This is a genomic window from Mycobacterium sp. 134, assembly GCF_048282715.1.
Taxonomy (GTDB): Bacteria; Actinomycetota; Actinomycetes; order Mycobacteriales; family Mycobacteriaceae; genus Mycobacterium; species Mycobacterium septicum.
The window spans coordinates 2,921,302-2,943,858 of record NZ_JBLVUN010000008.1 but is presented as its reverse complement, the minus strand read 5'-3'; the positions used below and the strand labels follow the sequence as shown (position 1 = coordinate 2,943,858).

Here is a 22,557-nt window from a genome sequence, read left to right as displayed (position 1 = left end):
GCCCGATCCGGTGCGCGCTAGAGTCCCCAGAGTGCGACGTTTCACCCGGTATGTCGCCCTGGGCGACAGCCAGACCGAAGGACTGTGGGATGGCGACGACACCGTCGGCCTGATGGGTTTCGCCGACCGGCTCGCGGTACGCCTCGACGGGCTCTACCCGGGGTTGGGCTATGCCAATCTCGCCATTCGCGGCCACCGCATCGGCGATGTGCTCCACACCCAACTGCCCACCGCGCTGTCCATGCGGCCCGACCTGGTCACCGTGTGCATCGGGATGAACGACGTGACCCGGCCCGGGCGCTCGTTCACCCGGGCGCTCGGCGATCTCGAGTATGTCTACCGCACCCTCGCGGATTCCGGGGCAACCGTCGTCACCACGACGTTCCCGGACATCACCCAGATCCTGCCGGTGGGCCGGTTGCTCGGAAAACGGGTGATCCAGATCAACGACGCGGTCAACGGTGCCGCCGATCGCTACGGGTTCCACCTTGTCGATCTGTACTCGGCGCCCTCGATGCGTGAACCGGAGACCTGGAGTCCCGATCGGGTGCACGGGTCGGCGAAGGGACACTGCCTGTTCGCCGCGGCAGCCGCGGAGGCACTCGGATTGCCTGGCAGTAACCATGATTGGGCGCTGGCCACCGGTCGTGACCAGACCCAGTCGTTCCGGTCCCGGGCGTACTCACAGGTGCTGTGGACGCAGAACATGCTCATGCCGTGGCTGTGGCGTCACCTTCGCGGCCAGTCGGGCGGCACCGGTCGCTCGCCGCGCCGGCCCGATCTGATGTACCTGAGTGCCTAACCGAAGCCGAGGATCGACCAGGCCAGATCGGCCGGGCCACCGGTCAGATTGCCCTCGCCGGCCTTGGCCACCATCGCGGGACAGAACGTCGAGATCGCGATCCCGGTGAACATCGTGGCCGGCCCCAGTGACATCCCGCCGGCATCGGCGACCTTGGCTGCCACATCGGCGGCGTTCTGCCCCGGCTCGGCGAGCATCGGGCACACCGACTGCCCGAGCGCCACGGCCTGGGCCGGATCTGCCGCGCCCACGCCCGCCTGGCTCAGCGCGTCGACGAAAGTCTGGTCCACCGGATCGGCGTGGGCCGGTGCGGCGATGACGACCGCTGCGATCCCGGTCACCACCGATGCCCCGACACCCGCGAGCACTCGACTGGACCGGATCACGTTGCGCTGCATGGCTTGAATGGTACGGGCCGACGCCCGACGCACCCGCCTCGGTGTCAGATCCCGCCCCACGCGGAGTCGAGCTCCTTGGCGACATCGATCACCTTGGCCTGCTCCGATTCCGGGCTGTCGATCTCACCGGCCACGTGCGCGGCGATGAACCGTTTGATCTCCGCGTCGACGCCCGCCAGGATGCGCAGCAGCTCGGCGCGCAGCGATTTCGAGGTGACGTGGATCGAGATGTCGGACGGACGCGGCTTCTTGACATCGAGGATCAGCAGCAGCGGTTCGGCGGCCAATGCCGAGGCCCGGAGGGCGATTTCGCCGAACACCATGAACTTGGGCCGGTCGATGCGCAGGTCGATCACCATGTCGATCTCCAGCGGGATCCGGATGGAGAATTCGATGGTCTCGCCGACGATTCGGCTCACCCGGGGCTTTTGGATCTTGACCCGCGCGGTCACCTTGGCGATCTTGCCCGGCCCCTGGGCGATCGGACCCAGCTCGAACTCATCGCCGGCGATCGCCCCGATGGCGTCGCCGACCCGGTCCTCGGATACGGCCACCTCGAAGAACCGCCGACCGAATTCCTCGTAGGTGATGTAAGCGTGATCAGCCATGATCCTTCTACGGTCTCACGCCGGTATGTGGGGATGGTGCAGCCGGGCCCGGATGCGTGTTCGTGCCGCGGTCACGTCGCGTCAGCGAAGTACCGCAAGCGGGCGATCGCGTGCGGCCGGCTGCCCAGATCGACGATCACGACCGCCCGGCGGCCGTCGCGGTCCAGCCCGGCCACCAGGCTCTGGCCGGACGCGATCATTTTGCGCCAGGACGCGCCCGAGGTGTGCTCCAGCAGCCCGGACGTACTCAGCGGTACATCGTCGCCCGCGCAGATGACGGTGTCGGCACCCAACCGTCGTTGCACCGCCACCGCGTCACCGCGGCACAGGTCGTCGAGCAGGCCGGCGATCAGGCGCTTGCCTTTGCGGCCCGCGCCACCCATTCCCTTGGCAAAACCGAGCGTGCCCGAAAGCCCCTGGTTCCGCAGCAACGCCGCGCTCAGCCGCAGCCCGACCGGCACGGCGCCGAGTCCGGCCCGGGCGAATTGCCCGATCATCGCCGGCAGCTCCCAGTAGGCCTGCAGTTCGTCGATTCGCGGTCCCTCCGTACCGGGGGCGACGGCGTAGCGCAGGTACGCGGGGATCCGCATGGTGACCGACGGGCTCATGACGACTTCGAGCTCGAGATCGCGGATCACCGTGGACCCGGCGACGAGGTCGGCGTCGCGGTGGAAGGTGATGTCGCGCGGGGCGATGAAGGTGTTGTAGAACCGCTCGATCTGGGCGGCTCCACGGTGTGGCCGCGAACCCACCGGGTCCTCGACCTTTCCGCCCGCAGCGAACAGTCCCACCCATCCCTGGCGGTCGTGTGCACCCGCTGCCTGCGGTGACAATTCGACGGTGGCTAATAGGTCGTCCCGTGTGAAGGCCATATGGTTCGTTTACCATCCCGCTCACCGCCGCGTGCGCGCACACTGGTGTTTGACACGTTGAGATTGCCCACAACCACCGAGGAGAGCGCCATGAGTGGCAGTGGACCGTTCGGATTCGACCCTGAGGACTTCGACCGCGTCGCCCGTGAGGCCGGTGAAGGGTTGCGCGATGCCCTCGACGGGTTGAGCAAGTTCATCGCAAATCCCGGCCAGGCCACCGGGTGGGCCGGCCTGCTCGATGAGGTGACCCGCTTCTCGCGGCCCAGGACCGAGCCCGAGACCACCGGCGAGAAGGGTGACGGGGTGTGGGCCATCTACACCGTCGACGACGCCGGCGGCGCCCACATCGAGCAGGTATATCCCAGCGAGCTCGAAGCCCTGCGGGCCAACGCGGGCAACACCGATCCGGTCCGGCGGGTGCGGTTCCTCCCCTACGGCATCGCGGTCAGCGTGCTCGACACCGATACCGGCGAGTAACAACGGCCCCAAATGGCGACTGCTCGCCTTGGCGACCAGCTAGGCTTCTGGCCCAAAGTCAAAGAACTGGCCAGCCGGATTCGACTGGCGGTCGGCAATGCTGAGGGTGGAACATGATTCGCGAACTCTTCGCCACGACGGCGGTCGCCGCGGCGGCACTGGCAACAGCGATCTCGGCAGCGCCGGGTGCCATGGCCGACGACGGCAGCAACATGTATCCCGACAATCCGGGCCGCTACCCCACCGATGTCCCTGGAATGAGCTACGAGGCGTCCAACGGCGCGCCCTGCTACAGCTGGGAACGCAACGTGTTCGGCCGCGGCCCGGGCGGCACCGCCATGCAGTGCAAGTGGATTCCCAACCAGTGGCCGCCGGTGTACACGGGCTTCTGGACCTACGCCTACCCGTTGAACGGCGTGCAGGAGATCGGGTCGCCGTGCCCGGGGCCGCAAGAGGCCGCTCAGTCGCCTGACGGCCGGCCGATGCTGTGCCTCGGACCGCAGGGCTGGCAGCCGGGCATTCTGACCGGAGACGGCTTCTTCCCGGTCTGACGGGCCCCTTGCCGGCCTGAGGCGCGGGTCACATCCCCCCGGCCATACAGCTGGGCTGTGCATGTATGGTCGTGGGGCCCGAATCCGTGACCAGGAGTGCCATGAGCGACGTCAAGTTCGACCTGTCCACAGTGTTCTCCACGGTGGCCAAAGCCGTCCCCGACCAGACCTTCCTGGTGTGGCGTGATCGCCGGTTCAGTTACGCCGAGTTCGACGCGCGCGTCGACGGCTTCGCCCACTACCTGGTCGCCGCCGGTCTCGGCACGCATACCGAGCGCGACGGGTTGTCCGGGCACGAATCGGGTCAGGACCACCTCGGCATCTACCTGCGCAACGGCAACGAGTACCTCGAGTCGATGATCGGCAGCTACCGCGCCCGGGTGGCACCGTTCAACGTCAGCTACCGCTACGTCGAGGAGGAACTCCTCTACCTGCTGAGGGATTCGAACGCGCGGGCCGTGATCTTCAACGCCGAGTTCGCTCCCCGGGTTGCCGCGATCCGCGACCAGCTGCCCAACCTGCAAGTGCTGATCCAGGTCGCCGACGAGTCCGGCAACGAACTGCTGCCGGGTGCCGTCGATTACGAGGCGATCCTGAAAACCCCTGCGCCGCAGGCGGGGATGCCGACTCCATCCGGCGACGACCTGTACATCCTCTACACCGGCGGCACCACCGGCATGCCCAAGGGCGTGCTGTGGCGCCAGCACGACATCTTCCTGTCGTCGATGGGCGGCCGGCCGTTCGGCAGCGACACCTTCATCGCGTCGTACGAGGAACTCGCCGAGCGGGCCGCCACCGCGGGCGGCGGATTGTCGTTGCTGATGATCCCGCCGTTCATGCACGGCGCCGCGCAGTGGGCCGCCTACAACGCCATCACCATGGGCGGAAAGCTCGTCATTCCCGACGATGTGGTGAAGATGCGCCCCGACAACGTGCTGGCCCTGGCCGCACGCGAACGCGTGCTGAGCATCCCGGTGGTCGGCGACGCGATCGCCCGGCCGCTGATCGACGAGATCGAGAAGGGCGACTACGACCTGTCCGGCCTGTTCACGATCACCAACGGTGGTGCGCCGCTGTCACCGACCGTGCGTGAGCGCATCCTGGCCGCGCTGCCGCACCTGATGTTGCTCGACGCCGTGGGTTCTTCGGAGTCGGGCACCCAGATGAGCACCGCTTCCACCGCGGGGACCGAGTCCGAGGCCGCCACCTTCAGCGCCCAGTCCGACACCGCCGTGGTGGCCGAGGACATGTCCCGGGTGCTCGGCCCCGGCGAGGGCGGCGGCTGGCTGGCCCGACGCGACCTGATCCCGCTGGGTTATCTGGGCGACGAGGCCAAGACCGCACGGACCTTCCCCACCATCGACGGAGTCCGCTGGGCGGTTCCTGGCGACCGGGCAAACGTGTTGGGCGACGGGCGGATCCAGCTGCTGGGGCGCGATTCGGTCACCATCAACTCCGGCGGGGAGAAGATCTTCGTCGAGGAGGTCGAGCGGGCCATCGCCGCGCACCCCGCCGTCTACGACGTGGTCGTGGTCGGCCGCCCGTCGGAGCGTTGGGGTAACGAGGTGGTCGCGGTCGTGCAGTTCGCCGAGGGCGCCTCGGCCACCGACGAGGAACTCGCGACGGTGTGTGAACGCGCGATCGCGCGCTACAAGATCCCGAAGGCATTCGTCCGGTCCCCGCAGATCGTGCGCTCCCCCGCAGGCAAGGCCGACTACCGCTGGGCGAAGACGGTGGCCACCGAGCACGCCGAGGCGGTCGCCACCTCGTAGTCCGAGGAGCCGCTTTCGCGAACCGCTCAGGCCGCGAACAGCTTTCCGATGGCCGCCAGCATCGTGGCGTGGGCGGCAACCGCCTGCTCCACGGTGATCGCCAGCAACGGCCTGGGCGCGGCGATGGTCAGCTCCTCGGTGATCCGGGTTCCGGTCCCCGTGGCCGCGAAGTCCACCCGGCTGTCCAGCCTCACCCGCGGGAACTGCCGGGCCTGCGCGGTCACCGGACCCGCGGTGGGAACGATGAGCCGGGCCCGGTAGGTGATCGGAAGTGCGAACGGCCCCAACGGGATTCGATCGCGCACCTGATAGTCCTGCCGATACCCGTCGGCCAGGTCCACCCGGGATGTGCTGCGTACCCATTGCACGAGCGGGTGCACCTGCGAGATGTTGTCCAGGTCGACGTAGAACTCCCGCACCTTCTCCGGTGGTGCGGGCACCTCACCGCTGACGCTGCGCCGGGCCTGTCCGATCCAGATGTTCACGGTGCTCAGTTCACCACAAGCCGCAGTTGCTCCCAGCCCCGAACCGTCGAAGTCGGCGCGAGTTGCGCGCTGTCGTAGTCGATCTCCCACTCGGGGAAGCGGTTGAGCAGCTCATCGAGTGCGACGCGGCCCTCCAGCCGGGCCAGGTTGGCACCCAGGCAGTAGTGCAGCCCCTTGCCGAAGGTCAGGTGACTGATGTTGTCGCGGTGGATGTCGAAGGTATCGGGGTTGCGGTAGCGACGCGGGTCGCGATTGGCGGCACCGAACAGCAGCAGTACCGCACTGCCGACGGGTACTGTTGTGCCGTTGTACTCGAAATCCCTTGCCACCCAACGTGCCACGTGCGGTCCGGTGGGTTCGAAGCGGAGCGTCTCATCGACCGCGCGGGTCAGCAGTGAGCGATCATCGGCGACCTCGCGACGCTGGTCGGGGTGTTCGGCGAGCACTTTCGCCAGCCAGCCGATGAGCCGGCCGGTGGTCTCGTTGCCCGCCCCGGCCACCACCTGCGTGTAGTGCAGGACTTCTTTGCGCTCAAGCTTGCGGGTGACTCCGAACTCGTCGGTGAACTCGACGTTGAGCAGGGCCGTCATCAGGTCGTCGGACGGGTTGTTGGCCCGCCACTCAACGTAGTCGGCGTAGATCCGGCCGTCGGCGATACGGTCGGCCTGCACGACCTTCATCGGCGCGCCGGGCTTGGTGCGCAAATTGGCGTCGTTGGCGTCACGAACCCCGATCTGCTCGGATTCCGGTATGCCGAGCAGCATTCCGATCACCCGCATCGGCATCATCGACGCCAGTTCGGCGATGATGTCGAACCCGTCCGAGCCGACCAGCGGGTCCAGGCAGCGCACACAGAACTGCCGGATCTGATCCTCGATCTCGGCCATGCGCCGCGGGGTGAACACCCGCGACATCAGCCCGCGCAGCAGGGTGTGCATGGGCGGGTCCTCGAACATCATCACACCTGGCGGCATGTCGAAGTCGGACTTGACCAGTTCGAGGATGTCGCTGCGGCTGTTGGAGAAGGTCTCCCAGTCCGACAGCGCCTTTTCGACATCGGCGTGCCGGGACAACGCCCAGAAGTCGTAGCGCTCGTTGTAGTAGATCGGCGCCTCGTCGCGCAGGCGGGTGTACACCGGATACGGATCGGCGACGATGCCGACGTCGTACGGGTCGTAATAGACGGTCATTTCAGGCAGCTGCCGGCGTCGACGGGCAACGTGACCCCGGTGATGTAACGGGCTTCGTCGGACGCCAGGAACAGGACCGCATTGCTGATGTCCTCGGGTGTGACCCACGGGATGGGAAGCATGTGGAAGGTCTGGCAGATCGGCGCCAGATCGTCCGGTCCCGGATTCTCCAGGTCCGGCCGGAACATCCGATAGGTCTTCTCGTTCATCAGCATCGGGCTGTTGACGTGGGTCGGGTGCACGGAATTCACCCGGATCGAATGCTGGCCCAATTCGACCGCGAAGCTGCGCATCAGGCCGACCACGCCGTGCTTGGCCGCGACGTAGTGCCCCGTGAACGGGTAGGCCTTCGACCCTGCCACCGAGCTGGTCAGGATGATCGAGCCGCCGCGTCCGCCCGCGAGCATATGGGGCACACCGGCTTTCACCGTCTTCCACACCCCACTGAGGTTGACGTCGATCATCTCCTGCCAGAGGTCCTCGTCCATCCGGTCCAGCTTCACCCCGGTGGTGCCGATACCCGCGTTGGCCGCGATGATGTCGAGCCGGCCCAGCTGTTCGACGCCGCTGTCGACCGCTGCCCTGAGTGCGGTGAAATCGCGCACGTCGACCTCGGCGGTGACGATTCGCCGCCCGAGGTTCTTGACCAGATCGGCGGTCTCGGCGAGATCCTCGGCCGTCGCTCCCGAGGCCGGTGACCGGTCGAAGGTCGCGCAGATGTCCACGGCGATGATGTCGGCGCCCTCGGCGGCCAGCCGCACGGCATGGCTGCGCCCCTGCCCGCGTGCCGCCCCGGTGATCAATGCGACCTTGCCGTCGACCCGTCCAGTCATCGCCCACCTTCCGACTTTGGGCGATCGCCCAATAATTACACTCAGGCCATGTCTAGCAGCCGCTGCCGCGCGTGGTCAAGGGTGCGATGAGTACGCAAAAGGCCCCTTCCGGACGCGAATCGACGACCCGCAGGGCGCTGATCCGGGCCACCGCCCAGGTCATGCTCGAAGAGGGGTACGCCGCGGCGACGTCGCGGCGGGTGGCAGCGCAGGCGGGGGTCAAACCCGCGCTCGTGCACTACTACTTCCCCAGCATGGACGACCTGTTCATCGCGGTCCTGGCGGCCGGCGCCGAGACCAACCTGAGCACCCAGCAGGAGGCCTTCGCCGAGGACTCCCCGCTGCATGCGCTGTGGGAACTCAACAGCGCGCAAGGCGCGGCGCTGTGGATGGAGTTCATGGCGCTGGCCAACCACCGCAAGGCCATCCGCAGCGAGATCGCCGGTTACGCCGACCGGTTCCGTGACCTCGAGGAGTCCGCGATGGCCGCGGCGCTGCAGGCACACGGCGTCGACACCGACGAGTTCCCACCCGTGGTGATGTCGATGATCGTGGCGAGCCTGGCGCGCATCCTGGTGCTCGAACAGGGCCTGGGCATCAGCCGCGGCCATACCCAGGCGCAGGATTTCGTGCGGCGATATCTGGACCGGTTCGAACTCCCCCCGGGTGGCCCGGCATGACCCTTCTGCATGAGTTGATCTCGGCGGCGGCCGCCGGTGCGCCTCAGCGCCGGGCCGTGGTGGCCGACGACGGCACCACCGCCACCTTCGCGGAATTCGACCGCCAGATCCGTGGTGTCGCAGGCTGGGTGACCGGCCGGACCGCTCCGGGTGACCGGGTGGCCGTGGTCGCCGACAACAGCGCCTCCTACGCGCAGCTGTACTACGCCGTGCCGCGCAGTGGACGCGTGCTGACGCTGATCAACCAGCGTCTCAGCCCGACCGAGCAGGCCGCGCAGTTGTCCACCGCCGCACCCTCCCTGTTGCTCGGCGACGAGCGATATCTGTCGGCCCTGGCCGGCTCCGGAGCTCCCGTCGAGCAGGCAATCGCGTTCGAAGACGCGCAGTGGCGGACCGCCGCCGCGGCCGATCTCCCCTGCCCTGATGGCACGAACTCGGACGATCCGGCCTGGCTGCTGTTCACCAGTGGGTCCACCGGCGTTCCGAAAGCTGTTGTGCACAGCCATCGTTCGATCCTCACGGCGGTCTGGGGCTCGGTCGAGGGCCGCTCCGTGCCGCCCGGCGGGGTGTACCTGCTGCCGTTCCCGATGTGCCACATCGCCGGATACAACATGCTGGTCCAGCATGCGGTGGCCGCCACGGTCGTCCTGTGCGCACAGTTCCGCCCGGAGGGTTTCGCCCAGCTCGTCCGCAGGCACGGAGTGACCTCGTGTTCGCTGGCACCGACGATGCTGCACTCGCTGCTCGGCCATCTGAACCGCACCGGGACCGGCCTGCCCAGCCTCACGGCGATCGCCTACGGATCGGCCGCGATGCCGCTGGATCTGCTGCGCCGCGCGATCGAGATGCTCGGCGTGGACTTCCACCAGGGGTACGGGATGACCGAAACCGGCGGGAACATCACATTTCTCGGCCCCGACGATCACCGGGCCGGGGCGGCGGACCAACCCGAGCTGCTCACCAGTGCCGGCTATCCGCACCGGGACGTCGAGATCGCAATCGCCGCACCGTCCGGGGACCTGCTGCCATCCGGGCAGATCGGTGAGATCGTGGTGCGCGGCGCCCAGGTGACACCCGGCTACTGGCCAGACGGTGTCACTACCGAGCACGGTTGGCTGCACACCGGCGACATGGGCCGCACCGACCCCGACGGCCGGCTGTTCGTCGTCGACCGGCTCAAGGACATCATCGTCACCGGCGGCGAGAACGTGTCCTCCCGGGAAGTGGAGGACGTTCTGTCCGGCCACCCAGCGGTGGATCAGGTGGCCGTGGTCGCGGTACCCGATGACTACTGGGGCGAGGCGGTATGTGCGGTGGTGGTCCCGGTGCCGGGACGCCGGCCGACCGCCGAGGAACTCGTCGACCACGTCCGCACGGAGATCGCGGGGTTCAAGCGACCGCGGGTGGTGCTGTTCACCGAGGCGCTACCGCTGACCGGCAACGGGAAGGTCGCGAAGGACCGGGTTCGCGCCTTCGCTCGCGCCGCGGTTCTGGCCGGCACCGAGGACGCGTAGAGGTCGGGTCTCATCCGGCCCCGTTCGTCACACCGGTACCAGTACCCCGTTGGCGCCGCCGGCGACACGGCAGGCGCCCGCCTCCATGCCGTGGCAGCCGCGGCCACGGCGAACACAGTCTCCTCGATCCTGCCGTCGCCATCACCTCATCCCTGAGGAATCGGCCTCAAGGACGGCCGCGGCCAACCCCTCAGACGGCCTCGACACAGCGGACGATACGCCCGGCACACGGGATTTCTGAGTTTTCCGGGAAACGCGCAGGCAAATTTTCTCGCCCGTCAATCGACGTCGTGTCGCCGGACGTATTGTGGTGCTACCGTTCAGCCCCGCCAAGACCGCATAGGGGGTTCCAAAATGACTGCCACCGAACCTGACTGGAGCAAGCCGGCGGCGATGGCCATCCCACCGGAGGGTTACTTCGAACTCAAAGAGGGCCGGTATGGTCCTACCTACCCGAGAACCCCTGCCTGCCACGGCTTTTCCATCATCGCGAAGGTGAAAGAAGGCCGCGAAGAGGCGGTCCGCGCGTACGGCAAGCAGATCGAGGAAGCCGTTGCCGCCAGCCCGGAAGTGCTTGCGCCGCTGCGGCTGCACTACTTGCGTTGGCAACTGTTCGATGTCGGCTCGGGTCTGCATTTCCAGTACCAGGGCATCTTCGACACCGACTTCGACAAGTACACCGAGGACGCGGTGCAGTTGTTCAGCGCCACCGGCATCACCACGGTCTTCACCAATCTGGAGGGTTTCCCGGAGGATTGGAAGGAGAACCCGCAGGCGTTCATCGAGTTCGTTCGGGCCCACCAGGTGCCGAGTTTTCTGGAATACGGCGAGTACCCGTACGTGACCGCCGACGAGATCAAAAAGGCCCTGCGCCTGAAGTCTGCTTTCTCCGCCATGCTCGACCAGATGCAGTAGCCGGCCGTGCTCGAGTTCGACGAGATCCAGCACATACTGCTGACTCGCACCCCGGCCATCACCGGGCGCTACGAGTTCCTCACCTTCGACACCCCCGAGGGTGGCCGGGCGTGGCTCACCGAACTCCTGGACAAAGTGTCCTCGGCCGCGGACGCGGTGTCCACCATGGACGAGTCCGACCGCTGGGTCACACTGGCGTTCACCTGGACCGGGCTTCGGGCACTCGGTGTCGACGAGGAGTCGCTCGCGAGCTTCCCGGCTGCGTTTCGGGACGGCATGGCGCAGCGTGCCCCGATCCTCGGGGACACCGGTGAGGCCGCGCCCGAATACTGGTTGGGCGGACTTGCCGGTGAGGATCTCCATGCGATCGCGATCCTGTTCTCGCGCACCGACGAGCAGTGCCGGCGCTCCATCGAGGAGCACGACAAACTGCTGGACCGAACGCCCGGAGTGCGCAGCCTGTCCTATCTGGACCTGAACGCGACGCCGCCGTTCAACTACGCACACGATCACTTCGGATTCCGTGACCGGTTGTCCCAGCCGGTGATGAAGGGTTCCGGGGAAGAGCCGACACCGGGTTCGGGCGACCCGCTGGAGCCCGGCGAGTTCATCCTCGGCTATCCCGACGAGGACGGATCTGTCCCCAACCTTCCCCAACCGGAGGTACTTTCGCGCAACGGCAGCTATATGGCCTACCGCCGGCTGGAGGAACACGTCACGCTGTTCCGGGACTACATCCGTGAGCGGTCCGATTCGCCGGAAGCCGAAGAACTACTGGCGGCGAAGTTCATGGGCCGGTGGCGCAGCGGCGCTCCCCTGGTGCTGGCACCCGACCACGACGATCCCGGGCTGGGCGCGGATCCCATGCGCAACAACGATTTCAACTACAAGGAGATGGACCCCTTCGGCTACGCCTGCCCCCTGGGGTCGCATGCGCGCCGGCTCAACCCACGCGACACCGCGCACTACATGAACCGGCGGCGGATGATCCGGCGCGGCGCCACCTACGGTCCGGCCCTGCCGGACGAGGCACCCGACGACGGAGCGGACCGGGGTATCGCGGCGTTCATCATCTGCGCCGACCTGGTGCGTCAGTTCGAGTTCGCGCAGAACGTCTGGATCAACGACAAGACGTTCCACGAGCTGGGCAACGAGCACGACCCCATTTGCGGCACGCAGGACGGAACCCTGGACTTCACCGTCCCCAAACGGCCGATACGTAAGGTACACAAGGGGATTCCGGCGTTCACCACACTCCGCGGTGGTGCGTATTTCTTCCTGCCGGGCATGTCGGGACTGCGCTATCTGGCCACCGCCGACAGGGAGGCAGTCTCATGACGGGTGCCCGCACGTACAACCAGACACACATCCCCCGCCGTCACGACGGGCGCCGCCGGATCAGCATCTACTGGACCTGGAGCTACCCGTGGGAAGCCCAACGCGATCCGGCGGCCATGGAGAACCGGTTCTCCACCATGACCGAGGTCCGCAACGTGCTGTGGCCGGCATACGAGACGCCCGAATACGATGCCGCCTCCTTCCTGCAAGGCATCGCCGGCACGCTGGAGTTGTTCCACCGTTCGACGCTGGCCTTCCAGGAATTGGCGGGCGAGGTCACCGGGCATCCGGTGGCCGTGTTCCAGCGGATCGATCAAGCCGGCTACCGGCTACCGATCGACGAGCGGGTTCTCGATGACTGCGACACCCTGATGGTGTTCGGCCTCGACCACATCCTGTCCGAACAAGAGGCCGACCCGACCGAGATCGCGGCGATCCGGCGCTGGCTTGAGCGCGAGGGCACCTGCCTGCTGCTGGCACCGCACCACGACGTCGGCGACACCGACGACTTCGCCCGGCGCCAGGTCGAGTACCTGCATCACGGCGATCCGCTGGTGCCACGGCAACAGCGCTTCGGGCAGTACACCCGGTCGCTGATGGCGGCGCTCGACGTCCCGGTTCACAACGTGTGGGGGCTACGTCCGGCCGTCGTCGAGGGCACCACCGAGATCGCGCCGCTGACGGCACTACGCGATCTGGACTCCCCCGGCTTGCTCGCCGATGTCAGCACCTTCAATTTCCATCCGCACCTGCCGCACTACGAACTGACCGCACCGGAAAGCGACGCACTGCGGGTGCTGGGGCGCCAGCTCGTCGACCCCAACCGGCCGCATCCGTTCACCGAGGCGGGCAACGCCGAGTTCAACGCGCTGATCTGGATGCCCCCGACGTCCGGCCGGGCCGGCGACATCGTCCTGGTCGATTCCACCAATTTCACGACGTTGTTCGGCGGCACGGACAGTCTCAGGCACTTCTGGAACAACCTGGCGACCATGGGTTGACCTCCCGCGCTACGGCATCGCGGCGAGCAGCCATCCGCTGATCGGATCAGGTGGAGGTACGGGGGCAGGCGCGGTAGCCGGCAGAGGCGCGGGGGCCAGTGACGGGGCGGGTGCCGACAAGGGAACGGGGGCCGACGCGGGGCCCGGCGACGGATCGGCCGCGATGTGGGCCTCGGCGACAGGCGATTGCGGCTGGACAACCGGCAGATGCGCGGCGGGGACTCCGGCCGACTGCTGCGCCGGCAGGTTCGACGCGACCGGCGCCTGCGCCGGAACAGCCATCTGAACGACTGGAACCGCTTGGGGCACAGCGGTTTGCACCACGGATACCGGCTGGGCGAGTTGCACGGGAGCAACGGGCTCGGTGGGCGTGACGTGTGCGGCCACGACCGGTTCCACCGGTTCCGCGATCAGTGCCCGTTCGGCCCGCTCGGCGACCTGCGCCTGGACGGGCTCCTCGGCGGGCAGCGTCGTCACCGCGCGTTCCGCGAATCGGGGCGCGGCGACGGTGACCAGCCGCGGAGCCGGGGCCGCCGCGGTGACGTCCCCCTCGTCGCCGGCCGGGATCGGTGCGGGTGCGGTGAACTGTGAGCCGACCGTCAGCATGCCCGCCGCAACCGTCGCCGCGGCGGCGGCCACCACGCGTGCGGCTCGGTGCTTGCACGGGGCGGGCGGGCGGTAGCGGGGCAGTTTGGCCGTCGCGGCGACCGCGTTGGTCGCGACAGCCCGCGCGGCAGCCTGCGCGTCGCGCACCTGCGCTTCGTCCTGGTCGAGGTCGTCGGCGCCGGTCTGCTCGGCAACCACACGCACATCGTCGAATCCCACAGCGGCAAGACGGTCGATGAGTTCGGCCAGCTGGTCATCCACACCGTCGGAGTCGAGCCCGTGCCAGGTCACACCGACCGAAGCGACATCCTGACCGCTGGAGGCGGCGATGGTCCGGGCGCTGCGGGCAGCGGCAGCGGCCCGGGCGGCCAGCTGATCGGCGACTTCGACATCGAAGGCGTCGTCATCGAGCACGGTGACATCCGCCGAGCCGCCGTCGACCAGCGCCCAGGCGATGCCGTGCGAAGTCACCGACAGCCCCAGCACTGTCTTCACCCCTGCGACCTCGATTCCCCTCGGCTGACACCCGACCGCGACGAGCCTAAGTCGCCCGGCCTGCATCGGCATCTCGGAGGAGAGATCGGTAACCGCCTGGGCACCGAGAATTCATCTGGGTCAGGTCGCGGGCTCTCCGGCCACACCGGCGATCAGCAACCGGTGTGCTGCCGGGTCGCCGTTGAGCAGGCGGCTGGACCGCCGGGTGATCTGCCAGTGCCCGTCTATTCGGGCCAGTTCGAAGCGATTGGCCGCTGCCCGCCACACCACATACTCGCCAGACCGGTCGTCGGGGGTCTCGCGGCGGACGAGCACCAGGGACTCACACACGGAAACCGCGGCGTCGCCGTCGACAGTCACCACGGCGGGGCCGAGAAAGTGACTGCATCCCTTGGCCACCAGGGCGCGGTGGGATGTCGAGCTGACCATCGCGTGGACGTCTGCCCGGCCTGCCATCGCCCAGCCCTCGACCTCATACCGACCGTCGGTCGCCCACAGCGCAGCGGTCCCGTCGGCGTCGGCGGTGTCCACCAGCGGGCCGTAGGACGCGATCAACCGAGCGATGTCGCGTTCGTCCTCGAGTCGGCGCAGCCGCGCCTCGAGCGCAGCCAGTTCGGATGTCATTGCGGCGCCCGCTGATTGATCAGGTTGCGGATCGCGGCGTCGGACTTGAGCACCACCTGCGCCCGGTCCGGCGCACTGTTCATCTCGGCGCGTTTGGCGTTGCCGCCTGCCACGTGAACCGGTCCCGCACCGAGGTGGTCCAACCCCTCCCGCGCGACGTCGGCCGGATCGTTGATCCGCATTCCCGGTGCCTCGAAGTTCAGGCCGGCGCGTTCCATCGCCGGGGTACGGGTCACGCCGAGCACCAGCTCCAGCACGTCGACGTCGTATTCGCGCAACTCCAGCCACAGGCTCTCCGCGAACAGCCGGCCGTAGGCCTTCACCCCGCCGTAGACGGTGTGCCGCATCGACCCGGCATAGCCCGCCAGTGAACCCACCAGCAGGTGAGGTGTACTACTGATGTGAGACACAGTTTGAAAGGATTGTGCTCATGTCTGCTCGACCTACCTATTCCGATGAGTTCAAGGCTGATGCCGTTGAGCTCGTGGTTTCATCTGGCCGTTCGCCGGCTTCTGTCGCTCCGGAGCTCGGCATTTCCGTCACCGCGTTGAAACGCTGGGTGCGGGTGTCCCGTGAGGGGCAACCAGGCGGTGGGGGGAAACCGGATGATCCGGTGGATCCTGCGAAATACAAGGCGTTGGAAGCACGGATGCGTGAGCTGGAGAGGGAGAACGATTTCCTGAAAAAAGTTTCGGCGTTCTTCGCCAAAGAACAACGGTAGAGGACTTGTACCGAGTTGTTCAGGAGAAGAACGCCGACTTCCCGGTGGCCTGGATGTGCCGCCAGCTTGGTCTCCCACGGGCGACGTATTACCGGCGGCTGGACGCCGGCGACACCCCGACTGCGCTGCGCCGCCGGGAACTGACGGATCAGGTGAAGACCGTCTTCGATTCCTCCGACGGGATCTTCGGGCACCGCATGGTCCATGCGAAACTTGCCGCCGCCGGCATCGAGGTTTCGGTGGGCACTGTCGCGGGGATCATGGCCGAAAACGGGTGGGCGGCAAAGCGGATGAGAGCGTTCAAGCGCACCACGATCGCCTCGGATCCGGATAAAGTCTTCGAGGACCTCATCGGCCGGGACTTCACTGCAGAAGCCCCTGGAACGCGTCTGGTGGGCGATATTACCTACCTGCGCACCGGCGAAGGGTGGCTGTATTTGGCCACTGTCATTGACCTGTGCACCCGCATGGTCGTCGGCTGGGCCATGGCTGAGCACATGCGCGCCTCGTTGGTTACCGGAGCCCTGACGATGGCCAGGGACAGCGGCCACCTGAGCCCCAACGCCATTTTTCACAGCGACCACGGAACGCAGTACACCTCCCGGGAAATGGGCGCCTGGTGCGCAGGAAACAAGATCCGCCAATCCATGGGCGCCACCGGGGTGTGCTGGGACAATGCAGTCGCAGAATCGCTGTTCTCATCCCTGAAAAACGAGTTCTACCATCACCACAGCTTCACCACCCGCCAGGACGCCAGACGGGCGACCATGCGCTACATCGAAGTGTTCTACAACCGCTGGCGCCCTCACACCAACAACGAGGGTCTGCCGCCCGCGACAGCAATGGCCAACTTCACAACCAGAAACCAGCCGCTTCCCGCTGCTGCCTGACCGAAAAGAAACTACCCGACTGTCTCACATCCTTGACACACCTCAAGGATGCCGCCCCGGCCGCGTGCGGCCATCGGCCTGCCGAAGTGCTGGACGAGCTCCATCATCCTGGTGATGTTGAGGTCGACGACATTCTGGAAATCGGCCAGCGGCGCATCCAGGAAGCGTTCGCTGCAGGTGTTGGCCCCGGCGTTGTAGATCAGCAGGCCGATCTCCAGGTCGGCGGTCGCCTCGGCGATCTGCGCGGTCGACGCATCGTCCACCAGATCCACCGCGACAGTGCGCACCTGCACACCCAGGTCCCGGCAGCGCTGCGCGGTGACCTCCAGCGGACCGGCCTTACGCGCCAGCAGGACCAGGTTGAACCCGTCTTCGGCGAGCATCCGGGCGAACTCCGCACCGACCCCCTCGGAGCCTCCGGCGATGAGGGCCCACGGCCCGTATTTGGCAAGGTCGGTCATGTCTCGGATGCTATCTTTGGCCGCCGGACCGGCCCACGATCGGGCCGCAAGGAGGCGATCATCGGCACATACACGGTTACCGGGTCCGCATCCGGCATGGGACTGCAGGCCGCAGAACGGCTGCGAGACCTCGGGCACACCGTGATCGGCGTGGACGTAAAGTCCGGCGAGGTGGTGGCCGATCTGTCCACCCCGCACGGGCGCCGGGCCGCGGCCGATGGCGTGTTGGCAGCGTGCGACGGGGTGCTCGACGGGGCCGTGCTGGCCGCCGGGCTGGGGCCCGGGCCCGGCGCTGACCGGAACCGGTTGATCGCCGAGGTCAACTTCCTCGGCGTGGTGGAGCTCCTGGATGCCTTGCGCCCGGCACTGGCCGCCGCAGATCGAGCCAAAGTCGTTGTGATCGCGAGCAATTCGACAACAACCGTACCGGTCGTTCCGCGCCGGACCATTCGGGCGCTGTTGGCGCGTGACACTGACAAGGCGGTGCGCTCGTTGCGGCTGCTGGGCCGCAACGGGTCGGCCATCATGTACGCGGCCTCCAAGATCGCGGTCAGCCGATGGCTGCGGATCAACGCGGTCACCGCGGCGTGGGCCGGTGCCGGGATCCGGCTCAACGCACTGGCCCCCGGGGCGATCCTGACGCCGTTGCTCGAGGCCCAACTCGCCGATCCGCGCGAGGGCCGCGCCGTACGGTCCTTCCCGGTACCGATCGGCGGCTACGGAGATGCCGGCCATCTGGCCGACTGGATCTGCTTCATGCTGTCGGACTCGGCCGATTTCCTCTGCGGCAGTGTGGTGTTCGTCGACGGAGGCTCCGACGCCTTCTTCCGTCCGCGGGACTGGCCGAAGTCCGTGCCGCTACGGCGGCTGCCGCAGTACCTGTGGCGGTTCGCGCGCGGCGTCCGGCATGGGTGAGACCGGCCAGGCGCCGCTGACCACCGTGCCGCCCGCAGCCGCCGACGGGCACGGGCCGCGCCGGGCGTGGGCGGCGGTCGCACTGCTGACCCTGGTCGGGACCCTCAACTACGTCGACCGGTTCCTGCCGGCGGTGCTGGCCGAGCCCATCAAACACGACCTCGCCCTGTCGGACACCGCGATCGGGGTGATCAACGGTTTCGGCTTCCTCATCGTGTACGCGGTGCTCGGCATCGCGGTGGCTCGAATCGCCGACCGGGGAACGTATGGCGCGGTGGTCGCGGCCTGCCTGACGCTGTGGGGCACCATGACCATGCTCGGTGGCGCCGTGCAGTCCGGATTTCAGCTCGCCCTCACCAGGGTGGGCGTCGCGGTGGGTGAGGCCGGCAGCACCCCGGCCGCGCACGCGTACGTGGCCCGCAACTTCGCCCCGCAGCGTCGCGCGGCACCGCTGGCGGTCCTCACCTTCGCCATCCCCCTTGCCAGCGGCGCCAGCCTGATCGGCGGCGGGCTGTTGGCCGACAACCTCGGCTGGCGAACGGCTTTCGTGGTGATGGGTGCGATCAGCGTGGTGTTCGCACCACTGGTGCTGCTGTTGGTCGGGGTACGCCAGTCACTGCCGGTGACGGCGCCCACGGAACCGGGCACGCAGGTCAAGTGGTGGGCACTGCTGCGCAAACGCAGCTTCCTGTCACTCGTCTGCGGCACCGCGTTCATCGCGGCCGCCGGGTACTCGCTGACCACGTTCACCCCGGCCTTCCTGATGCGGACCCGGTCGATGACGCTCAGCGAGGTCGGGTGGGAGTACGGCCTGGCCACCGGGGTGGCCGGAGTCCTGGGGCTGCTGATCGTGGGCCGGCTGGCGGACCGGCTGGCCGCGCGCGATCCGCGCTGGCTGCTGTGGATCGTGGTGCTGACCACGGCCCTGCTGCTGCCGGCCTCGGTGCTGGCGTTCACGGTGGAGAGTCGCGTGGCATGCGTGTGGTTCCTGGCGCTGAGCTACATCATCGGCACGTCGTACATGGCCCCGTCGATCGCGGCCATCCAGCGTCTGGTGCTGCCCGGGCAACGGGCGACCGCGTCGGCGATCTTCTTGTTCTTCAATGCCACCTTGGGGGCTGTCGGCCCGTTCGTCACCGGCCTGATCAGTGACACGCTGACCCCTGATCTCGGCGCACACGCGCTGGGCCGGGCGCTGCTGATCCTGGTGCCGACGCTGCAGCTGGTGGCCATGGGTTGCTATCTGATGGGCACGCGCTGGTACCGCGGCGACATCGTCGAGGCAGATTCCTAGCTCGCCTGGCCGGTGGCCGGGCCTGCCGCGCGCTCCCGACGGCGGGTGGCGCCCCACAGTCCCACCGCGATGCCGACAACGGCTCCCCCGAGGCCGACGACCTGCTGCGACCGTGGCAGCTGGTCGTGTACCGCCATCCCGCCGAGCAGGTCGGCGGCATCAGCCCCGCCGGAGGCCAGGAACCAACCGCGGGTGTCCCTGCCCCGCAGTCCCGCCGCCAGCAGCAGGCCGCCGATCAGCGCATCGCGATAGCCCATCGACCGCCACATCAGCTGCGCGCTGGCGTCTGGTGTTTCCCGTCCGCCCCACAACCGGTCGGCCCGCTTCGGGTCGACGAGAAACGAGACGCCCGACGCGAATCGGATGGCACCGGCGGCCAGCGCGGCCCGGTCGATCGACATGGCGTGCAGCCTAGGGTCCGGGCGGAGGCCACAGAACCGTTATCTGCGAATCCGGTCCGGCGTCAGGCCTTCTTGTTCTTCTTCGGATCGATGACCGTCGGCGGTCCGTCGGGATGCAGCGCACCGCCCTCGTTGAGCCAGTCGGCAATCTCCGCGGCATCTTCGCGCGTGACCGGCCGACGCCTACTGAACAGCGATTTCACCTTCTTGGTCAGCTTCGCCATACCCCGATCGTAGGTGCGAATCGAGGCAGCGGCCGCGGCTTGGCCAAGTCGGCGAAACCGCTTGTCAAACTGTCTGGAATACAGAGCTTTTCGAAGATGCCCAGACGCGGGCACCGCCGATCACGGTGACGATTTTTCCGCAACCGGTCCCTCGAATCGTCTCCGCCGCGATAATCGAGGGAGCCGAGCTCGAAGAGGAGCAAACCCATGGCCACCATCGAAGCCAACGCAGAGACATCACCGTTCCGGGAGGATGTCGAGGCCACCCAGGCCTACATCGACAGTCCTCGGTTCGCCGGCATCACCCGGCTGTACTCGGCGCGTCAGGTCGCCGAGCAGCGTGGCACGATCCCGTCGGATTATCCGGTGGCCCGTGAGGCCGCCACGGCGTTCTTTCCCTATCTTCGCGATCTGTTCGCCCAGAAGCTGAGCATCACCACCTTCGGGCCGTATTCGCCGGGGCAGGCGGTCGTGATGAAACGGATGGGGATCCGAGGGATCTATCTGGGTGGATGGGCCACCTCGGCCAAGGGATCCATCAGTGAGGATCCCGGGCCTGACCTGGCCAGCTACCCGCTGAGCCAGGTGCCCGACGAGGCGGCCGGGCTGGTGCGGGCGCTGCTGACCGCCGACCGCAACCAGCAGTATCTGCGGCTGCGGATGACCGCTGAACAGCGCGCGGCCACCCCGGCGGTCGACTACCGGCCTTTCATCATCGCCGACGCCGACACCGGTCACGGTGGCGATCCGCATGTGCGCAACCTGATCCGCCGCTTCGTCGAGTCCGGGGTGCCGGGTTATCACATCGAGGATCAGCGTCCCGGCACCAAGAAATGCGGCCACCAGGGCGGCAAGGTGTTGGTGCCCTCGGATGAGCAGATCAAACGGCTCAACACCGCGAGATTCCAGTTGGACATCATGCGGGTGCCCGGCATCATCGTCGCGCGCACCGACGCCGAGGCCGCGAACCTGATCGACAGCCGGGCCGATGAGCGTGATCAACCATTCCTGCTGGGCGCGACGAACCTTTCGGTGCCGACGTACAAGTCGTGTTTCCTGGCGATGGTGCGCCGGTTCTACGACCTCGGTGTCACCGAACTCAACGGCCATCTGCTGTACGCGCTGCCCGCCGGCGAGTACGCGACGGCCGAGGCCTGGCTGGAACGCGAGGGCCTCACCGGCACCATCGCCGAGGCCGTCAAGGCACATGTGGCCGGCGATTCGGTGGACACGATGTTCGACAAGGTCGAGTCGGCATTCGTCGAGGCGTGGCAGGCCGACGCCGGTCTGAACACCTACGGTGAGGCGGTTGCCGAGCTTCTGGAATTCCGCGAACGTGAGGGCGAGCCCGCCGCGATGAGTGCCGCCGACTGGCGCGCCTTCGCTGCCCGGGCATCGCTGTACACGGCGCAGGAGAAGGCGCACGAGCTGGGCGCCGACGTGGCGTGGGACTGCGAGCGGGTCAAGACCCCCGAGGGCTACTACCAGGTGCGCGGCGGCATCCCGTATGCGATCGCGAAGTCGCTGGCGGCCGCACCGTTCGCCGACATCCTGTGGATGGAGACCAAGACCGCCGACCTGGCCGATGCCAAGCAGTTCGCCGATGCCATCCACGCCGAGTTCCCCGACCAGATGCTCGCCTACAACCTGTCACCGTCGTTCAACTGGGACACCACCGGGATGACCGATGACGAGATGCGGGTCTTCCCCGCGGAACTCGGCAAGATGGGGTTCGTCTTCAACTTCATCACCTACGGCGGCCACCAGGTCGACGGCGTGGCGTGCGAGGAGTTCGCGACGTCCCTGCAGCAGGAGGGCATGCTGGCGCTGGCCCGGCTGCAACGCAAGATGCGGCTGGTCGAATCTCCTTACCGCACACCGCAAACCCTGGTGGGCGGGCCGCGCAGCGACGCCGCGCTGGCCGCCTCTTCGGGCCGCACCGCCACCACCAAGGCGATGGGCGCGGGCTCCACGCAGCACCAGCATCTGGTGCAGACCGAGGTGCCCAAGAAGCTGCTGGAGGAGTGGCTGGCGTTGTGGGGCGATTACTACAAGATCGGCGAGAATCTGCGGGTGCAGCTTCGGCCGCGCCGCGCCGGGTCGGACGTGCTCGACCTCGGCATCTACGGCGACGGTGAGGAGCCGCTGGCCAACGTCGTCGTCGACCCCATCAAGGACCGGCACGGCCGCAACATCCTGACGGTGCGCGACCAGAACACCTTCGCCGAGAAGCTGCGCAAGAAGCGCCTGATGGATCTGATCCATGTGTGGCTGATCCACCGGTTCAAGCCGGAGATCGTCTACTACGTGACGCCGACCGAGGACAACGTCTACCAGACCGAGAAGATGAAGGCGCATGGCATCTTCAGCGATGTCTACCAGGAGGTCGGCGAGATCATCGTCGCCGATGTGAACCAGGCCCGCATCGACGAACTGCTTGCACCCGATCGTGAGGCGCTGGGGCGGTTGATCCGCAAGGAAGACTAGAAG

General features: G+C 67.4%; 24 protein-coding genes and 2 pseudogenes. 14 read left to right on the top strand and 12 right to left on the bottom strand.

The features are described from left to right. Nucleotides 1–31: 31 nt before the first annotated feature. Nucleotides 32–802, top strand: coding sequence for an SGNH/GDSL hydrolase family protein (locus ACNQVK_RS18855; protein WP_418030707.1), 771 nt, complete (start codon nucleotides 32–34; stop codon nucleotides 800–802). Here the strand turns inward: ACNQVK_RS18855 and ACNQVK_RS18850 are convergent. The 3 genes from ACNQVK_RS18850 to ACNQVK_RS18840 form a co-directional block, all read right to left on the bottom strand. Further along, the gene (locus ACNQVK_RS18850) at nucleotides 799–1,200 is read right to left on the bottom strand and encodes a DUF732 domain-containing protein (protein ID WP_418030706.1); all 402 of its coding nucleotides are present in this window, start codon (nucleotides 1,198–1,200) and stop codon (nucleotides 799–801) included. The two genes, ACNQVK_RS18855 and ACNQVK_RS18850, sit on opposite strands and share 4 nt — an antisense overlap. 44 nt (nucleotides 1,201–1,244) lie before the next feature. After that, nucleotides 1,245–1,808 carry a hypothetical protein gene (locus ACNQVK_RS18845; RefSeq protein WP_276128843.1) on the bottom strand — a complete coding sequence of 188 codons (564 nt, stop codon included), beginning with the start codon at nucleotides 1,806–1,808 and terminating at the stop codon, nucleotides 1,245–1,247. 71 nt (nucleotides 1,809–1,879) lie between these two features. After that, nucleotides 1,880–2,680: a ketosteroid isomerase family protein gene (locus ACNQVK_RS18840; RefSeq protein WP_418030705.1), complete on the bottom strand. Its 801-nt coding sequence runs from the start codon at nucleotides 2,678–2,680 to the stop codon at nucleotides 1,880–1,882. A gap of 90 nt (nucleotides 2,681–2,770) precedes the next feature. On the opposite strand from ACNQVK_RS18840, the gene ACNQVK_RS18835 reads away from it, so the two are divergent. The 3 genes from ACNQVK_RS18835 to ACNQVK_RS18825 all read left to right on the top strand — a co-directional run bounded on the left by ACNQVK_RS18835 (nucleotide 2,771) and on the right by ACNQVK_RS18825 (nucleotide 5,480). Then, on the top strand, nucleotides 2,771–3,157 hold the full coding sequence (locus ACNQVK_RS18835) for a hypothetical protein (protein ID WP_273736081.1): 387 nt from the start codon (nucleotides 2,771–2,773) through the stop codon (nucleotides 3,155–3,157). 113 nt (nucleotides 3,158–3,270) lie between these two features. Further along, entirely contained in the window at nucleotides 3,271–3,708 is a 438-nt protein-coding gene (locus tag ACNQVK_RS18830) for a hypothetical protein (protein WP_044518856.1), read from the top strand. A 101-nt stretch (nucleotides 3,709–3,809) separates the two neighbouring features. Then, nucleotides 3,810–5,480: an acyl-CoA synthetase gene (locus tag ACNQVK_RS18825; RefSeq protein ID WP_418030704.1), complete on the top strand. Its 1,671-nt coding sequence runs from the start codon at nucleotides 3,810–3,812 to the stop codon at nucleotides 5,478–5,480. 26 nt (nucleotides 5,481–5,506) lie between these two features. Here the strand turns inward: ACNQVK_RS18825 and ACNQVK_RS18820 are convergent, their stop codons facing one another. Genes ACNQVK_RS18820 through ACNQVK_RS18810 form a run of 3 tightly spaced genes read right to left on the bottom strand, consistent with a single transcriptional unit; the run spans nucleotide 5,507 to nucleotide 7,988 of the window. Continuing rightward, entirely contained in the window at nucleotides 5,507–5,965 is a 459-nt protein-coding gene (locus ACNQVK_RS18820; RefSeq protein WP_418030703.1) for an SRPBCC family protein, read from the bottom strand. A gap of 5 nt (nucleotides 5,966–5,970) precedes the next feature. Then, complete coding sequence (locus ACNQVK_RS18815; RefSeq protein ID WP_418030702.1) at nucleotides 5,971–7,155, bottom strand: cytochrome P450; 1,185 nt, start codon at nucleotides 7,153–7,155, stop codon at nucleotides 5,971–5,973. After that, on the bottom strand, nucleotides 7,152–7,988 hold the full coding sequence (locus tag ACNQVK_RS18810; RefSeq protein ID WP_418030701.1) for a mycofactocin-coupled SDR family oxidoreductase: 837 nt from the start codon (nucleotides 7,986–7,988) through the stop codon (nucleotides 7,152–7,154). The genes ACNQVK_RS18815 and ACNQVK_RS18810 overlap by 4 nt, the downstream gene beginning before the upstream one ends. An 86-nt stretch (nucleotides 7,989–8,074) precedes the next feature. Here ACNQVK_RS18810 and ACNQVK_RS18805 point away from each other — a divergent pair, with 86 nt between their 5' ends. From ACNQVK_RS18805 to ACNQVK_RS18785, 5 genes are all read left to right on the top strand, one after another. Continuing rightward, a complete protein-coding gene (locus ACNQVK_RS18805; protein WP_418030700.1) occupies nucleotides 8,075–8,668 on the top strand; it encodes a TetR/AcrR family transcriptional regulator in 594 nt (197 codons plus the stop codon). Beyond that, a complete protein-coding gene (locus tag ACNQVK_RS18800; RefSeq protein WP_418030699.1) occupies nucleotides 8,665–10,182 on the top strand; it encodes an AMP-binding protein in 1,518 nt (505 codons plus the stop codon). Before ACNQVK_RS18805 ends, ACNQVK_RS18800 begins: the two co-directional genes overlap by 4 nt. Nucleotides 10,183–10,536: 354 nt before the next feature. After that, the gene (locus tag ACNQVK_RS18795) at nucleotides 10,537–11,097 is read left to right on the top strand and encodes a hypothetical protein (protein ID WP_418030698.1); all 561 of its coding nucleotides are present in this window, start codon (nucleotides 10,537–10,539) and stop codon (nucleotides 11,095–11,097) included. Nucleotides 11,098–11,103: 6 nt separating this feature from the next. Continuing rightward, nucleotides 11,104–12,435: a Dyp-type peroxidase gene (locus tag ACNQVK_RS18790; RefSeq protein WP_418030697.1), complete on the top strand. Its 1,332-nt coding sequence runs from the start codon at nucleotides 11,104–11,106 to the stop codon at nucleotides 12,433–12,435. Further along, nucleotides 12,432–13,436, top strand: a complete 1,005-nt coding sequence (locus ACNQVK_RS18785) for a hypothetical protein (RefSeq protein WP_418030696.1) — start codon at nucleotides 12,432–12,434, stop codon at nucleotides 13,434–13,436. The genes ACNQVK_RS18790 and ACNQVK_RS18785 overlap by 4 nt, the downstream gene beginning before the upstream one ends. Nucleotides 13,437–13,445: 9 nt before the next feature. Here ACNQVK_RS18785 and ACNQVK_RS18780 read toward each other — a convergent pair whose 3' ends face one another. The 3 genes and pseudogenes from ACNQVK_RS18780 to ACNQVK_RS18770 form a co-directional block, all read right to left on the bottom strand. Further along, nucleotides 13,446–14,537, bottom strand: coding sequence for a hypothetical protein (locus ACNQVK_RS18780; protein ID WP_418030695.1), 1,092 nt, complete (start codon nucleotides 14,535–14,537; stop codon nucleotides 13,446–13,448). Nucleotides 14,538–14,657: 120 nt separating this feature from the next. Further along, the gene (locus tag ACNQVK_RS18775) at nucleotides 14,658–15,161 is read right to left on the bottom strand and encodes a nuclear transport factor 2 family protein (protein WP_418030694.1); all 504 of its coding nucleotides are present in this window, start codon (nucleotides 15,159–15,161) and stop codon (nucleotides 14,658–14,660) included. After that, nucleotides 15,158–15,544 (bottom strand): annotated as a pseudogene (locus ACNQVK_RS18770) (short-chain dehydrogenase); the annotation flags it as partial. The gene ACNQVK_RS18775 and the pseudogene ACNQVK_RS18770, both read right to left, overlap by 4 nt. A gap of 47 nt (nucleotides 15,545–15,591) precedes the next feature. Here ACNQVK_RS18770 and ACNQVK_RS18765 point away from each other — a divergent pair. Both ACNQVK_RS18765 and ACNQVK_RS18760 read left to right on the top strand, forming a co-directional pair. Next, nucleotides 15,592–15,882, top strand: a complete 291-nt coding sequence (locus tag ACNQVK_RS18765; RefSeq protein WP_047040760.1) for a transposase — start codon at nucleotides 15,592–15,594, stop codon at nucleotides 15,880–15,882. A gap of 5 nt (nucleotides 15,883–15,887) precedes the next feature. After that, nucleotides 15,888–16,772, top strand: coding sequence for an IS3 family transposase (locus tag ACNQVK_RS18760; protein ID WP_082901982.1), 885 nt, complete (start codon nucleotides 15,888–15,890; stop codon nucleotides 16,770–16,772). A 14-nt stretch (nucleotides 16,773–16,786) separates the two neighbouring features. Here ACNQVK_RS18760 and ACNQVK_RS18755 read toward each other — a convergent pair. Beyond that, a pseudogene (locus ACNQVK_RS18755) lies at nucleotides 16,787–17,233 on the bottom strand (SDR family NAD(P)-dependent oxidoreductase); the annotation flags it as partial. A gap of 60 nt (nucleotides 17,234–17,293) precedes the next feature. Between ACNQVK_RS18755 and ACNQVK_RS18750 the strand changes: the two are divergent. Both ACNQVK_RS18750 and ACNQVK_RS18745 read left to right on the top strand, forming a co-directional pair. After that, the gene (locus tag ACNQVK_RS18750; RefSeq protein WP_418034215.1) at nucleotides 17,294–18,148 is read left to right on the top strand and encodes an SDR family oxidoreductase; all 855 of its coding nucleotides are present in this window, start codon (nucleotides 17,294–17,296) and stop codon (nucleotides 18,146–18,148) included. After that, entirely contained in the window at nucleotides 18,141–19,442 is a 1,302-nt protein-coding gene (locus tag ACNQVK_RS18745) for a spinster family MFS transporter (RefSeq protein ID WP_418030693.1), read from the top strand. The genes ACNQVK_RS18750 and ACNQVK_RS18745 overlap by 8 nt, the downstream gene beginning before the upstream one ends. On the opposite strand, the gene ACNQVK_RS18740 is transcribed toward ACNQVK_RS18745, so the two are convergent. Both ACNQVK_RS18740 and ACNQVK_RS18735 read right to left on the bottom strand, forming a co-directional pair. Continuing rightward, a complete protein-coding gene (locus tag ACNQVK_RS18740) occupies nucleotides 19,439–19,843 on the bottom strand; it encodes a DUF4267 domain-containing protein (RefSeq protein WP_418030692.1) in 405 nt (134 codons plus the stop codon). The genes ACNQVK_RS18745 and ACNQVK_RS18740 overlap by 4 nt on opposite strands. Before the next feature lie 62 nt (nucleotides 19,844–19,905). Further along, nucleotides 19,906–20,067, bottom strand: coding sequence for a hypothetical protein (locus tag ACNQVK_RS18735; RefSeq protein WP_418030691.1), 162 nt, complete (start codon nucleotides 20,065–20,067; stop codon nucleotides 19,906–19,908). 207 nt (nucleotides 20,068–20,274) lie between these two features. On the opposite strand from ACNQVK_RS18735, the gene aceA reads away from it, so the two are divergent. Then, nucleotides 20,275–22,554, top strand: coding sequence for an isocitrate lyase ICL2 (aceA, locus tag ACNQVK_RS18730; protein WP_418030690.1), 2,280 nt, complete (start codon nucleotides 20,275–20,277; stop codon nucleotides 22,552–22,554). The last annotated feature ends 3 nt before the right edge of the window (nucleotides 22,555–22,557 follow it).